General features: G+C 54.8%; 7 protein-coding genes and 1 pseudogene. 4 read left to right on the forward strand and 4 right to left on the reverse strand.

Features of this window, described 5'->3' with window-relative positions:
• Positions 1–894 (reverse strand): annotated as a pseudogene (locus tag AC0QHF_RS10165) (reverse transcriptase N-terminal domain-containing protein); the annotation flags it as partial.
• Positions 895–1708: 814 nt separating this feature from the next.
• Here AC0QHF_RS10165 and AC0QHF_RS10170 point away from each other — a divergent pair.
• Positions 1709–2692 (forward strand): GntR family transcriptional regulator, encoded by a 984-nt coding sequence (locus tag AC0QHF_RS10170; RefSeq protein WP_324704092.1) that lies wholly within the window; start codon positions 1709–1711, stop codon positions 2690–2692.
• A 118-nt stretch (positions 2693–2810) separates the two neighbouring features.
• Positions 2811–4271, forward strand: a complete 1461-nt coding sequence (locus tag AC0QHF_RS10175) for a hypothetical protein (protein ID WP_324704093.1) — start codon at positions 2811–2813, stop codon at positions 4269–4271.
• Between the two features lie 430 nt (positions 4272–4701).
• Here AC0QHF_RS10175 and AC0QHF_RS10180 read toward each other — a convergent pair whose 3' ends face one another.
• Both AC0QHF_RS10180 and AC0QHF_RS10185 read right to left on the reverse strand, forming a co-directional pair.
• A complete protein-coding gene (locus AC0QHF_RS10180; protein ID WP_324704097.1) occupies positions 4702–6918 on the reverse strand; it encodes a pentapeptide repeat-containing protein in 2217 nt (738 codons plus the stop codon).
• Positions 6919–7115: 197 nt separating this feature from the next.
• Positions 7116–10709 carry a DNA gyrase subunit B gene (locus tag AC0QHF_RS10185; RefSeq protein ID WP_324704094.1) on the reverse strand — a complete coding sequence of 1198 codons (3594 nt, stop codon included), beginning with the start codon at positions 10707–10709 and terminating at the stop codon, positions 7116–7118.
• Between the two features lie 137 nt (positions 10710–10846).
• Here AC0QHF_RS10185 and miaA point away from each other — a divergent pair, with 137 nt between their 5' ends.
• Positions 10847–11761, forward strand: coding sequence for a tRNA (adenosine(37)-N6)-dimethylallyltransferase MiaA (gene miaA / locus AC0QHF_RS10190; RefSeq protein WP_324704095.1), 915 nt, complete (start codon positions 10847–10849; stop codon positions 11759–11761).
• An 86-nt stretch (positions 11762–11847) separates the two neighbouring features.
• Here miaA and AC0QHF_RS10195 read toward each other — a convergent pair whose 3' ends face one another.
• Entirely contained in the window at positions 11848–12393 is a 546-nt protein-coding gene (locus tag AC0QHF_RS10195) for a GAF domain-containing protein (RefSeq protein ID WP_324704098.1), read from the reverse strand.
• Between the two features lie 341 nt (positions 12394–12734).
• Between AC0QHF_RS10195 and ppsA the strand changes: the two genes are divergently transcribed.
• Complete coding sequence (gene ppsA / locus AC0QHF_RS10200) at positions 12735–15128, forward strand: phosphoenolpyruvate synthase (RefSeq protein ID WP_324704096.1); 2394 nt, start codon at positions 12735–12737, stop codon at positions 15126–15128.
• Positions 15129–15203 lie beyond the last annotated feature (75 nt).

A 15203-nucleotide genomic window follows, 5' to 3' on the forward strand; every position in this document is an offset into this window, starting at 1 on the left:
CGTGACAGTGGCGGTGCAGCAATTGGAGGTTTTTGTAATCATCCTTTCCGCCTAGGCATCTTGGGATGATGTGGTCGGTTTCTACCTGGTCTTCAATTGTGAAGTGCTGTCCGCACCATTTGCATTTGCCTTTCTGGTATTGAAGCATTTTGGCTTCTCGGTTCGAGATTTCTGGCGATTTCCCTCTCCTCGTTGCCCAATAAACCCAATTTCCATCATACGTCGATGCGTTCGGTCTGACCAGCGTGTGGTAGACAATGGGAGTCCAATTATGTTGTTGGAGTCGTAGACCATCCTTGGTTTGGAATATCCACTTCTCATTCCTTTCTTTCCCATTACTCAGTATCACTTTTCCCGTTTGGAAGTATTTCCTGAGCGTCCGGGTCGAAACCCATAGCTTGTTCCTTCAAATAATGGTTCCCAGAAAGGTTCCATTGCCATCTTGACCAAGGCTTGCTTGGCTCTGTCTCGGATTGTCGGGATTCCTAGCGGGCGTTTTTCGTCCCGTCCGGGTTTTGGTATCCAAACTCTCCGTAGTGGCTTGGCTTTGAAGTTTCCCTTGATTTCCTCGACAAGTTTAAACCTTTGCTTCGGGGATATTGCTACCACTCCATCCACTCCGGCTGTCTTCTTGCCCTGGTTATCTTGAGTTACACGCCTTACCGCTAAGAGCCTTGCATAGTATGACTTCAAAAGGAGTCTTTGCAACCTTCTTGCTTTTGCATCCTGTCCCGATTGAGCCGCTTGATAGATACGCTTTTGCAGCTTGAAGACTATACGATGAACTTTCGTCCAGTTGATAGCCTTCCATACACTCTTAGTGTCCGCTGATTTTGGCTTGCCAAAACCTTTGGATTGACTAGACCTCGCCTTTACCACTACTTGAGTCTCCATCTTACGTCTGAACCGTGGCCCGTCTGCATATCCCGGACATTACATCCGAGCGTTGGCTTCTGGTCACATCTCACCCCCATGTGGCTTGCGCTTACACTTGCGGCTATTGCCTTCACTACTTGCTTAATCGACCATTGAGCAAGGGCCAATATGGGGTTAATTCGTTCCGTCTGTAGGGGTATTCCATCCTTAGACTCATCCTCTCCCCCGGTGTACTTTTAAGGGTCTGTGTGGATAGCTATGTAAATCCTCCACTTTTCCACTTACTCATTCGAGCAGCACCGTAATCAACCTGTTTTCGATACCGTATTATATCGAGGGTTCATGGCAGATGTTCACCTTTCGGTTGGTCATAGATGGTTGGCAGTGGTCGGATTTTTGGTGGCAGATTCCACCTCACCGCCTTCCGTTCCCCGCTTCAATCCTGGAGTTGTGAAATTCCAAAACTGGGGGTGGCTATCGCCTCCTCTCTCAGAGATTGTTAAGAATTGTTAAAATTTTCCAACTTTCTCTTTGGCCCTGAGAGTTCCGACCTCATTTAGTATCCTGTGATATTAAACTTAGGAACATACAGACAGTTATAAGGCTGGTCAGGGGTGCGCCCCTTATATTCACCCAAGGGGGTGAGAGCCTTACCGGGAAGTTATTTCAGGCATTTCAGCCCTATTTCATTCCCGAACGAATCGCACTACACTAATTAATACTACAGGTGTTCATCCCTCCCCCTTGAGAGAGGTCATTTTCCCCCAAAACTCACCCACACAGCCCGGGAGGCCCGATCGCCTCTCCGAAGCCGACCCCTAGGAGATTGGTCATGGTTCAGTTTTACATTCAGCCGGATAGCGACATCCCCGCCTCCAACCAACTGTTCAATCAAATTCGTTTCGCGATCGCCTCCCGCCAGTTCCCCCCCGGACATCGCCTCCCCAGCACCCGCCAGTTGGCGATGCAGACGGGGCTGCACCGCAACACCATCAGCAAAGTCTACCGACAGCTCGAAGAAAACGGCCTGGTGGAAGCCCAGGCCGGCTCGGGGATCTACGTCCGGGCTCTGGGCCACGAAGGGGGGTCGCGGCTCAATTCCCCCATCCTCAAACACTACCCCGAAGCCAATCACATCATCCAGCGCGGCCTGGACGAACTCCTCTCCCAGGGGTGCACCCTCAACGAGGCACGGGAACTGTTCCTGGCCGAAATCGACTGGCGCCTGCGATGCAGCGCCCGGGTGCTGGTGACGGCCCCCACCCAAGATATCGGCATCGGCCAGTTGATGGCCCAGGAGTTGGAACAGTCCCTCCGAATTCCGGTGCAGTTGGTCCCCCTCGAACAACTCGCCGACACCATCGGACAGGTCCCCTCGGGGACGGTGGTGACGAGTCGCTATTTTATCGGGCAGGCGGAGGCGGTGGCCGCGCCCAAGTCCGTGCGGGTGATCCCCGTCGATATTTACGATTACGCCCGGGAAATCGCCCTCGTCCAAAAGCTGCCCAAGGGGACCTACTTGGGCATCGTCAGCCTCAGCGCGGGGCTGCTGCGGGCGACGGAGGTGATCATCCACAGTTTGCGGGGCGAAGATGTATTGGTGATGACCGCCCAGCTCGTGGATGAGTATAAAATTAATGCGATCGTCCGCAGCGCCCGGGTCGTGATTTGCGACCAGGCCAGCGAGAAAGCCGTCAAAACTGCGATTCAAGCGAACCGCGAAGACATCATCCGCCCCCCTCAGTTGCTCTGCTGTGAAAATTACATCGGCGGCGAGTCGATCAATTTGCTCAAGCGAGAATTGGGATTAAACTAACGGGAGAATTGTCAGCGGTCAGCGGTGAACCCTCAGCCGTCAGCCGTCAGCAATTCCCTCCGACCCGAATATCTCAAATCTGATAGCTGATAGCTGATAGCTCAAAGAGGAGTCAAACATGAAGGCAACCCTGCCAGAAAAACCGTCGGTCATCGCACCCCAGTCCGAGTCATCCGAAAAGCCGGATGTCGAAAATCCGTTTGTTGACGAGTGGGATCGTCCGATTCCGCTATCGGAGGAAGAAAATCCCTTCGACCTGAAAGACCTCGAAGGTTTGATTTTGCCCGCCGCGGAACCCCCCCAAGCCGAATCTTCCGGCTTGCTGCGGAAAATCCTCCTCTCGCCCCAAATGGGCATCGGCGCCCTCATCGCCCTGGCCTGTCTGTACACCCTCACCCGCCCCTGCGTGATCGGGGAATGCCAGGAAATCGATCGCGCCCAGGAATTGGCTCGGGGCGCCCGGCAGACGGTGGAAACCCTCCCCTCCTCCCGGGCGCCGGGGTTGGCCCAGAAGGACTTGAACGGGGCGATCGCACTGGTGAAAACCATTCCCTGGTGGTCCCCCTACCACCGGGAGGCCCGGGCGCTGTTGAAAGATTATCGTGCCGACGAGGGGGAACTGGCAATGGTGGTGGCGGCCCTGCGGATGGCGGGGTTGGCCGCCCAAAAGAGCCAGAACCCGCCCCACGAAGTGGAAGAGTGGCAGGAGATGGAGCGGTTGTGGGAAGATGCGATCGCCCAACTGCAACAGGTGCCCCCGGACAGTCTCATTTACCCCTTCGCCGAAGGGCGGTTGACCGGATACCGGGGAAATTTGGCCGAGGTGCGGGGGCGGCTGAAATTGGAGCGGGAAGGCGAGCGGACCCTGGAAATGGCGAAAAAGACCGCGCAGATCGCCCAGGCCCGTCAGGGGGTCGCCAAGGGGGCGGAGAGTTGGCAGTTGGTGTACGATACCTGGCAGAGTGCGGCGAATACTTTGGCTTCGATTCCGGCGGGAACCATCGCCCATCAAGAAGCCCAACTGCTGCTGGCCCGCTACCAGCCCAAGTTGGAGGCGGCTCGCGATCGCAAAACCATCGAACAGGTGGGGTTGGAGGCCTACAACCGCGCCGTCAACAACGGCGACCAGGCCCGGATTTTTGAAAGCCGGGAAGCCTGGACCGAGGCGAGCCGCTCCTGGGGTCGGGCGGTGTCCTTCGCCAAAAAAGTGCCGCAGAGCAGCTCCTACTATCTGGACTCCCAAGAATTGCTCCCCACCTACAACCAAGCTTGGCAGCGGGCGGAACTGCAGGCGCAGGTGGATTCTCGGGTGGAAAAAGCCCGGGCAGACCTGCGGAAAACCTGCGCCGGCGCCCCCAAGGTTTGCAACTACGGCATCAGCCGCGATCTGATCACCGTGCGTTTGACCCCCGAGTATGTGGAGAAGCTCAAAGGCACGAATCCCCAGCAGCGGAACCAAGCCGAACAGCACGTCCAAACCCTCAAAGTTGCCCTGGAATCCATCAGCGAAAACGCTAAAATTCCCCTCCAGGTTTATATGCCGGATGGGAAGAAAATCGCGTCGCATTTTCCCAGTTAAAGCGAGGAATCATTGACCATTGACAATCGTAGTGGAATGACACACCTTAAACGGTGGGTTACGGCGGATTTCTAGATGGCTTTCACAGCATAGGTTTAAGCCGCCTAACCCAACCTACGAATCCAGCACATTTTTAGCCGTGTCGGTCCAGTCGGGTGGGTTAGGCGCGGCTGTAATTTTTCGGAAAAACCCACAACTTTTCATCCGCGCCGTAACCCACCATTTCTTTTTTAATGCACAGTTTTAGCAGAAACATTCCAGTCGGGTGCGTTCCCACTGAATCTATTATCGGTCGAGTGGGTCGGTGAGAGGGGGGGAACGCACCATCACCCACTATCCAGTTGGATTAAATATCAAGACCGCTTGGGAATCAATTCCCGAGGGCGCAAGACGCAGCGCCCCTACACCCTACACCCGATCGCTGCTTATTCTACTTCAAATAAATCAACAGATTCAACCCCGGAATGGTGCGGGAAAGCGTCCAAAATAATAAAATCAAATACAGCGCCCCCAAACTCCACTGATACCAAACCAAAGTCGTCACCAATGCCGGCATGAATTCGTCCCGCATCCGCAGGTCATTGAAGCCGAATTTCAGGAAATTATTGAGGCTGAAATCGTAGTAATTTAACCAGTTCCAGCGCCGGTCCCAGAGGATGGGCAAATAGCGTTCGCGGAACATGGGATAGCGCGGCATTGTCGGGAGGCGTCCGATCATCAACCGCAACTGTCGGAGGCTGGCATCTTCGGTCAAATAGGAAACTTTTAATAAATTATGATAGCGCCCCCGCCGGTAGATCGTCCACAATAAAAAGCCGGGGATGGGGAGGAGGAAAAGTGCCAGACAGAGGAGGGTGAGGGCGGCGAGTCCGGAGGCGGAGAAAATTTCCACCAAGCCGATGGCGGTAAAAAGACCGTAACTGCCCAGCATCCAGGCCGTTTCCGAGAGGGTGGGGAGGATGGGATAGGGGATGCGCCGCCGCACCCGGTCCACCAACCAAAATAGCAAACCGAAATAGGCGATCGCCACAATTCCTACCCCGAAGACGAGGGGAAAATTGGTGCCGTAACCGGTCAATAATAACAGAATTTCTAGCTGCAGCCAGTGGAGTCCCGTCAGCACCCGTTCCGCGATCGCTTTCAGGTGAGTGGCGGTTAAAAGCCAATTCCACCAACTCGTTGATGCCTCTCCGATGGGGCGTTCTTTGGCGTCGGCGATCGCGCGATCGTGTACTTTAATATAAGTCGCCAGGTCGAAACCGTCGAGTTGGAGAATTTCCATCAGTTCACGAAACGGATGTTCCGTCCGCACCTCGGCGAGGGTTTCCGCCTGTTCCCGGGTGAAGCCGAGCCGCACCAGCCGCGGGATGGAAGCGGTGTTGATATTCACCCCGAAAATCTGTCCCCACAGGGAATTTAACTTCAGCTTCGCCCGCAAATATTCGATGTGATTGGCATCGACAATTTGTTCCTGTTCCCGAAAATTCTGCACCAAATTTCGCAACAAATTCTCATTGCCCCGCAGGGTGGGAACGGCAAGAACCCGGCCGATAATGCCCGGATCGCCCATAATTTGAGCCGATTTGGAATCGAACATCAAATTGGAAACATTCAGCATCACCCCCTTGCCGAATCCGGTATCGCTGAAGTCCGTCAACCCTTGAATGCTGGCTTCTCTCAAATTCACAGTCTCGCTGAAACGGGCATCCCGAAAATCGACGGGTCCTTCAAATCTGGCCCGCTTGAAACTCACCGATGTATCGAATCTGGACTTGCCGAAACCCGCCCGATCCTGCCACCAAGATTCGCCAAAATCCGCATTTTTTTCCCAGACCGTATTTTTAAAATCCGCCGTCCCGCGAAATCGAATTCGGTTGAAATTTCCCACCCGAAACTGGCTGTCCTGAAAGGTTGCCAAACCGTGAAAGTCGGCTTTCTTAAATTGGGCATCCGCGATGAAATAGATCCGTTGAAAATCGCCCGAATCTTGGAAAACTGCCCCCGCAAAATTGGAGAGCAAATTGAAGCGACAATCCGACCAATCTGAGGATTGTTTGAAAGTGGCGTTGCGGCCGTCAACCCCTTTCAGAAAAAAGATATTGCGAAAATCGGTTTCGCCCTGAAACTCGGTTTCTTCAAATGTCAGCCGTCCCCGCAATACGGTCAACTTCGGCAACGACATCGATGACGGTTCTTGACTTTTTAAATTCAGCGATAAATGGGCGGCTTTCGATTTCAGTTTCTCGACCTCTTCGGGGTCGAATACCGACTGAATGCTCTCCTCCAAAAGCGGGACTCTCACCCCCAAATTGCGGCCGTTGAAATCCCCTTTGATGAGGGAGTGGCTGAGGTTCAATCCCAGGGGGTTTCCGGATTGGTTGAGGGCAGTTTGTAACAGGCGGTAAAAGCGATCGCGGAACTCGGCATTTTCCGGCCGCAGATCGACGATCGAATGTTGCAAGTCGATCGCCGCCACCCCGTCGCTGTTGACGGGATTGTTCAGCCGTTCCTGCAACAGTTCCAGCGTCAAAACGGAGCGTTCCGGCTGGGCATTGATCGCCAAAGCGGATGGGGAGGCGATCGCCAACCAGAGGAGGGCGAGGAGGACAAACCCCAGAATTTTGAGAGATTCGAGCGATCGGCGCATCAACAACGGTCAACCTTCGGAAATATGGCACTTTCCCGTCAATTTTACCCCATTCCAGCGCCACTAATCCCCCTCCAAAGGAAGGTTTTCGAGCCGCCAACTTTACGGAAGCATAAAAACAGAAACGGGGCGGGTTTATCCCACCCCAATCTTGACCCGCAGGGGCGCGAGGCTTGCGCCCTCCCGAAGCCGGCGACCTAAATATCCAAATCCGTGATATCCAGGCGCGGCGCGTGATCCTCGATAAACTGGCGGCGGGGCGCGACGCGATCGCCCATCAACACCGTAAAGATATGATCGGCTTCCGCCGCGTCCTCAATTTGCACCCGCTTAATCCGGCGAGTTTCCGGGTTCATCGTGGTATCCCACAACTGATTGGGCATCATTTCACCCAAACCCTTAAACCGCTGGATGGAATAGTTTGCGTTTTCGGGAAACTCCGCCAATTGCCGCTGCAATTGTTGGTCGTTGTAGCAGTAGTAATGGTTGCGGCCCCGTTCCACTTTATAGAGGGGAGGACAGGCGATGTAAATGAAGCCTTGATCGACCAATTCCCGCTGGTAGCGGTAGAAAAATGTCAGCAACAAAGTGCGGATGTGGGCCCCATCAACGTCCGCGTCCGTATTGTGGGCGCACAAACCACCACTGCCGCAGACAAAGTTTTCGTCTCCTTCCACCGAGAAATCATAAACGTAGTCGCCCACCCATTCAATTTCCTCGGCTGCCACCACTTTCAGTCCCATCAAATCATCACTGATGTGAACGTAATCCTGGGGCTTTTGCATCGGCCGCGACAAATGGGCTCGCAACTGCGGCGCGTTGGCGTGATTTTGCCAGATAGTTTGACAAAATGCGATCTGTTCTTTGCCACAAATGGTGAGCGTATAATAGGGGTGCCGCGTTTGGATCGGGGCATCCTCGGACGTGGCAATTTGATGTTCCGTGGACGTGGCAATTAAACCCAACTGTCCGAACAGATACAGCAGCCCATCTTTGAGGGCGGGCGAATTCGTCGTCCAGGAAAAATTGCCCTTTCCGATAGTGCCATCTCCGAGGAAATAGCCCTCCAAAAATGCCAGTTGCAACGGTTCCGGGAGGCTGAAAACCAGATCCGGCAATTGCTTTTCGTGGGCGAGTTTAGCCAGACCCCAGGCTTGCAACAGCCGCGCCGCCGGGACGCTGTTGAAATAGAGTTTGATGCCCTCGCTATCCGGATCGTTGTAACGGCGGGGGGTTTCTCCGAAAGTGGACGCGATCGCCGCACTCAGTTCGGGAATAAACCGCTCATCTTTTCGGCCCAAATTCAGGCTGACTTGGTGTTTGCTCAACGTCCCCTCGGCGACGTACCAGCCCAAGAAACACATCAACTCGCGGGTGACGGGCAGATAGCGATCGCACGCCTTATTTTTGTGGGCTTTGGGAACAATTTTAACCCCTTCCCCGAGGCGGATCAATTCGCTGGGGGTGAAATATTCAAAGGGTTTGTAATCGCTGATTTCCCGCCAGGACGAATTTTTGCTGCTGTCGTCGAGTTCCAACAGTCGCTCACTCTTCGAGGACACCGTTTCATAAACGATATTTTCGTTGCCCCCGATCGCCTCCAAATAGTCCAAAAAGTGGGGCAAAGTCGGGCGGTTGATGCCCCGTTCCCAATGGCTGACGGTAATCGGTTGTTTGACCCCGCAAGCCGTCGCCACCTGCTTTTGGGAGACTCCCGCCAACTGTCGCTGGGCGATCAATTGCCGCCAAGCCACATCCTCCAGTTGCACCCGGGGCTCGCTCCACTCCGAGGGATTTTGCACTTTTGCCAACAGGCGATCGCCGGCAATTTTACGCACGTCTTCACCTTTCAAATAGAGCGATCGCGTCACCCCGGCCCGATAAAAGGTATCCAGCAAATCGATCCGCGTCGGACTTTCCGCCGGACGGGGCAACCGCCGGGATGCCACCAACAAATCCCCCGGTTTGACTTCGTTGCCTTTTTTGAGGATAACTTCCCCATTTTCGTAGACAAAGACGCTGTGAGAAGACGTCACTTTCACCGAGCGATTGTAGCGGGTGGTAATTTTGTACATCGGCTCGGAATGGGGGTGGCGAATCACCGCTTTCAGGGGTTTGAAACGGGTGGAATGCGTCACCGGATCGAAGGAGACGACGCTGTACCGTTCGGGACTCCGCCGCCCCTCCACGCACTCATCGATAAACGTGCCGATATTAACAAATTCAGTCCGCCCGCGATCGTCCATCACCAGGGTCGGTTCGTCCCCCGCCACGCTCATGATAATCACCTTGTGATATCGCAACTGGGACGGATCGAATTCTTCCCCTTTGATGCCCAAACCCAAAGCCGTGATCAGGGCTTGAATTTCGTTGTTTTTGTAGATCTTGGCATCGTCGGTTTTCTCGATATTCAAAATCTTACCCCGCAGGGGCAAAATCGCCTGGGTGCGCCGATCGCGTCCCTGTTTCGCACTGCCGCCCGCACTGTCTCCTTCTACCAAAAAAATCTCCGATTCTTCCGGGTCGCGGGTGCTGCAATCCGCCAACTTTCCGGGCAGAGGAGACGATTCCAACACCGATTTGCGGCGCACCAGATCCCGGGCGCGACGGGCGGCTTCGGCCGCTTTAAAAGCTTGAATCGCTTTCTCCAAAATGGCATCGGCGATGTTGGGGTTGAAGTCCAAAAACTCCGTCAAAACTTCCCCCACCAGGGAATCGACGATGCCGCGAACTTCCGTATTTCCCAACTTGGTTTTCGTCTGTCCCTCAAATTCCGGTTCGGGAACCTTTACAGAAATCACCCCCGTCAACCCCTCCCGGACGTTTTCGCCCCCGAGGTTGGCGTCGCTATCTTTCAGTTTATTGCGCTTGCGGGCCACTGCATTCATCGTCCGGGTGAGCACCGTTTTTAACCCTTCCAAATGGGTCCCGCCATCGACGGTGCGGATGTTGTTGGCAAATCCCAAAATCGTGTCGCTGTAGGCATCCACGCACCACTGCAACGCCACCTCAACCTGAACATCGTTCCGTTCCCCAAACACGAAAATTGTATCTTCGTGGAGGGCCTGTTTTTCCCGGTTCATGTAGGCGACATATTCCCGAATCCCGCCTTCGTAGCAGTAACTCTCGACTCGGGGCTCGTCCTTTTTGAGCAACTCCAGGCGGTGGTCCGTGAGGGTGATTCTCACGCCGCCGTTTAGATAAGCCAATTCCCGCAGGCGCCCGGCAATGGTATCGTAGTCAAATTCGATGCCGGTGGTAAAAATTTTGGTGTCCGGTTTGAAACAGACCGACGTTCCGGTATGATCTTCTTTTGTGGCTTTCGTCTGTAGTTCCGTGACCGCGACCCCCCGCTCGTAGCGCTGGAGATGTCGTTTGCGATCGCGCAATACCGTCACTTCCACCCACTCGGACAGGGCGTTGACCACGGAAACCCCGACCCCGTGCAAGCCGCCGGATACTTTATAACCGCCGCCGCCGAACTTCCCCCCCGCGTGGAGGACCGTCATCACGGTTTCCAGGGCCGATTTGCCGGTTTTGGAGTGGGTGTCCGTCGGAATCCCCCGGCCATCATCCGTGACGGTGACGGAGTTGTCGGCGTTCAGATCGACTTCGATATGGGTGCAATAGCCAGCGAGCGCCTCGTCGATGGAGTTATCGACAACCTCATAAACGAGATGGTGCAGGCCGCGCGGCCCGGTTGACCCGATGTACATCCCCGGGCGCTTGCGGACCGCTTCAAGGCCTTCGAGAACCTGAATTTGTTCGGCGCTATAACTGCTGCTGGTCATGTGAAAACTGCTCCAATAATGGCGCTGAAGCCCGAGGGCCTCAAAAATGACAAAACTCCCCAAAATTGTAGCACAAAAGGGTTAGAGACGAAACGAAGGCCTGCTAAATTGAAGTTTGAATGTGGGATGGATTAGGTATGGGCGACACTCCTGCCGGGACTCCGGGGATCATCGTCATCTGCGGGGCGACGGCGACGGGGAAATCGGGACTGGCGATCGCGCTGGCCCAACGTCTGGAAACGGTTATCCTGAGTGCGGATTCGCGGCAGGTGTATCGGGAATTCGACATCGGGACGGCCAAACCCACCCCCGAGGAACGGCATCGGGTCCCCCACTACCTCATCGATATCTGCGATCCGACGGAAACCCTCACCCTCGCCGACTACCAGGATCGGGCCGATCGCTTGATTGCCAATCCCCCCGTTTCCGACGTCCCGTTGTTGCTGGTGGGGGGGACGGGACTTTATATTAAAGCGATCGCCCGGGGGTTGAAAATTCCCAGAGTCGCCCCCCAGCCGGAACTGCGATCGCAATTGCAAAATTTGGGTCAACCCCAAGCTTACGCGATGTTGCGACAGGTCGATCGCGCCGCGGCGGAAAAAATTCATCCCAACGATGCGGTGCGGACGTTGCGGGCCCTGGAAGTCTATTATGTCACGGGGCGCCCCATTTCGGAACAGCAGGGAGAAAATCCCCCCGACTACCCGATTTTACAATTGGGTTTGACCTGCGAAGATCCCGACGCCCTCACCCGCCGCATCCGCCGGCGGACCGAGGCGATGATCGACATGGGTTTCGTCGGGGAAGTGGAAAAATTGTGCGATCGCTACGGCCGAGATCTGCCGTTATTACAAACATTGGGATATCAGGAAATCACTCAATATTTGGCGGGGGATATATCTTTAGAAACCGCGATCGATCTGACGGTTCTGCACACCCGCCAATTCGCCAAACGCCAGCGCACCTGGTTCCGCGCCTACCCCGAAATCAAATGGTTCGATGCCGATCGCCCCGACCTGTGCGATCGCGTTTGGGAGGAATTGTCGATCTAGAAACCGGGTTTCTATCTGTGACTCGGGTGAAAATCCAAGATGCTTTTAGAAACCCGGTTTCTCGGCCAATCCCGACTCCCGACTCCCTATAATTCTCGGATTGCCGGGGCATTTGATACCGTTTCCGCCGCCCGTTTCATCTCCTCGATTTCCGCCTCCGTCCAGGCGTGGGTATCCCGGCAGTGGTGGGCGATCAGCAGGCCCCACAACCCGCGATCGGTGAGGACGGGGACGGCTAGATTTGCCCGCACTTTTAGACTGCTGAGAAACTCCCGGTGGCAGGGGTCGATGTCGGCGGTTTCGATGTCGGAAATGGCGCGAATCCTGCCTTGCAAATAAAGTTGGGCGTAGGTATCGTTGAAACAGTCGTCCGCCCCCGTCGAACCGTAAATCGACAGGTCGATGTAGCGGAGGGATTCAAACGTGACTTGTCCCTCCCAACGGCGATAAAAATAATATAAAACGATGCGATCGCATCCCAAGGTCTTTCGCAGCCGGTTCAAGGTGGTCTGAACTAAGTTATCCCGATCTTCAACCCGTTTCAAACGATCGACAAAGCTTTGCAAGGTGCGATCGCAATTGGGATGGGAGTTCTCATGATTGGGGTCGCCGGAGATGGACGGAAGATTCATCACTTTGCATCCTTGTGAAAAGTCGAACGGTGGTCTTTTGACTCATCCCGTCTTTTCAGATATCGATCGCAGTTTAACATCGAGGAGGCGCGATGGGAATCCCTCATGTTATAATCCCCCTAAAGACAGACATTGAAACGCCCAAACTGATCCCATTTAGAATTATCCGGCCGGATTTAAAATGGCACGATCTGACCATGAGAATCTGGGGAAGGTGGCGATGCCCTCAGATTCGAGTTAAATCGGAGAAGTAAAATAGGGGATGTGCGCCGAGTCGAGGTGATGCGCCCCCGTTTCGGATTCCAGATGACCCGTCAATCAACAATTGAGGAGAAACCCCAATGGAAAACCCGACCGAAAATTCCGATATCCGCTGGTTTGAAACCATCAGTGCCACTGACGTGCCCATCGTGGGGGGAAAAAATGCCTCCCTCGGCGAAATGGTGCGATCGCTCAAAAGCAAAGGCATCCGCGTCCCGGACGGCTTCGCCATCACCGCCGGAACCTACTGGAAATTCTTGGATGCTAACGGCCTGCGGTCAAAAATTCAGTTACAAATCGAACAATTTGAAGCCGGAAAAATCCCCCTGGAAAAAGCCGGAAAAGCGATTCGGCGGATGTTGGTGCGATCGCGCTTCCCCGAAGACATCGCCACCACCATCCGCGTCGCCTATCGGGAATTGTGCGATCGCTACCATACCGAAGAAGTCGATGTGGCCGTCCGCAGCAGCGCCACCGCCGAAGATCTCCCCGACGCCAGCTTCGCCGGACAGCAAGAAACCTTCCTCAACATTACCGGAACCGAGGAAGTCTTGGAAGCCTGCCGCCAGTGTTACGCCTCCTTATTTACCGATCGCGCCATCAGCTACCGGACGACAATGGGTTATCCCCACATGGACGTTGCCCTCTCAATTGTCATCCAAAAAATGGTGCGATCGGACCGGTCCGGTTCCGGCGTGATGTTCTCCATCGATCCGGAAACCGGCTTTCCCAACGACATCTTAATTACCGCCGCCTGGGGGTTGGGAGAATTAGTCGTCCAAGGGTCCGTCACCCCCGACCAATATCGCGTTTTCAAGCCCCTGTTAGATCGCCCCGAATTCAAACCGATCACCGAAAAAACCCTGGGCGACAAACAGGAAAAAATGATCTACGCCCAGGGGACGACAAAAACCACCCGCACGGTGCAAACCTCCCTCTACGAACTGCAGTCTTTTGTATTGGAAGATGAAGAGGTTTTGGAACTGGCGAAATGGGCGAAAATCATCGAAGATCACTATGGCACGCCGATGGATATCGAGTGGGCGAAAGACGGCGACAGCGGGGAATTGTTCGTGGTTCAGGCCCGCCCGGAAACCGTCCAGTCCCAGAAGCGGGAGGCTGTTTTGAAAACCTACAGCCTCAAACAGTCGGGGGAACGGCTGTTGGCGGGGTTGAGTGTCGGAGATGCGATCGCGGCCGGAAAAGTCTGTTTAATTCGCAACGTCACCGATATCGATCGCTTCCAAGATGGTACAATTTTAGTCACGGAAATGACCGATCCCGACTGGGTGCCGATCATGAAACGGGCCGCGGCGATCGTCACCGATCACGGGGGGCGAACCTGCCACGCCGCCATCATCAGCCGGGAATTGGGAATACCGGCAATTGTCGGTTGCGGCAAGGCGACGGAATTGTTGGAGGGCGATCGCGAAGTCACCGTCTCCTGTGCCGAGGGAGATGTGGGTTACATCTACGCCGGAAACCTGGAATATGAGTCCCAAGAAGTCAGCCTCGCGGGGATTCCGGAAACCAAAACTCGAATCATGATGAATATCGCCAGTCCCGCCGCCGCCTCCCGGTGGTGGCAACTCCCCGCCGACGGCATCGGCTTGGCGCGGATGGAATTCATGATCAATAATATCATCAAAATTCACCCGATGGCGCTGGTGCATTTCGACAAAATTGAAAACTACGCCCTCCGCCACCAGATCGCCCAACTCACCCACGGTTATCCCGACAAAACCGAATATTTTGTCGATAATTTATCCCGGGGTATCGCCAAAATTGCCGCCTCCCAATATCCCCACCCCGTCATCGTGCGGATGAGCGATTTTAAAACCAATGAATATGCGGATTTGATCGGGGGGCAACAGTTCGAGAAACCGGAAGCGAACCCGATGCTGGGATTTCGCGGCGCCTGTCGGTATTACAGCGATCGCTACCGGGAAGGGTTCGCCCTCGAATGCAAGGCAATCCGCCGGGTTCGGGAGGCGATCGGCATGGATAATGTCATTATTATGATCCCCTTTTGTCGGACGTTGAAAGAGGGCGATCGCGTCTTGGAAGTGCTGGCCGAAAACGGCCTGCGGCGGGGAGAAAACGGCCTGCAAGTTTACGTCATGTGCGAAATTCCCGCCAACGTGGAACTCGCCGACGAGTTCGCCAAACGGTTCGACGGCTTCTCCATCGGGTCCAACGACCTCACCCAGTTGGCGTTAGGAGTCGATCGCGATTCTTCGGAATTGGCGGAACTGTTCGACGAGCGAGATTTGGCCGTTAAACGGATGATTCAACGGTTGATTAAAACCGCCCGCGAAACCGGACGCAAGGTGGGAATTTGCGGTCAGGCGCCGAGCGACTATCCCGAATTTGCGGAATTTTTGGTGGAAGCCGGCATCGACTCCATTTCCCTCAACCCCGATAGCGTGGTGGAGGTGAAGCGGCGGGTTGCCGAAGTGGAGGCGAGAATGTAGAAAGCGATCGCATTATTACAGCAGTTTTCGATGCTATGAGGTATATTTTGATCCCCCCCCCGCCCCCATCCCCCC

It is taken from the genome of Lyngbya sp. CCY1209 (assembly GCF_055795065.1).

Bases quoted from the DNA above. Each gene is read 5' to 3' on its own strand.
- AC0QHF_RS10170 (WP_324704092.1), top strand. From the start codon at position 1,709: ATGGTTCAGTTTTACATTCAGCCGGATAGCGACATCCCCGCCTCCAAC.
- AC0QHF_RS10195 (WP_324704098.1), bottom strand. From the start codon at position 12,393: ATGAATCTTCCGTCCATCTCCGGCGACCCCAATCATGAGAACTCCCAT.
- miaA (WP_324704095.1), top strand. From the start codon at position 10,847: ATGGGCGACACTCCTGCCGGGACTCCGGGGATCATCGTCATCTGCGGG.
- AC0QHF_RS10185 (WP_324704094.1), bottom strand. From the start codon at position 10,709: ATGACCAGCAGCAGTTATAGCGCCGAACAAATTCAGGTTCTCGAAGGC.
- ppsA (WP_324704096.1), top strand. From the start codon at position 12,735: ATGGAAAACCCGACCGAAAATTCCGATATCCGCTGGTTTGAAACCATC.
- AC0QHF_RS10175 (WP_324704093.1), top strand. From the start codon at position 2,811: ATGAAGGCAACCCTGCCAGAAAAACCGTCGGTCATCGCACCCCAGTCC.
- AC0QHF_RS10180 (WP_324704097.1), bottom strand. From the start codon at position 6,918: ATGCGCCGATCGCTCGAATCTCTCAAAATTCTGGGGTTTGTCCTCCTC.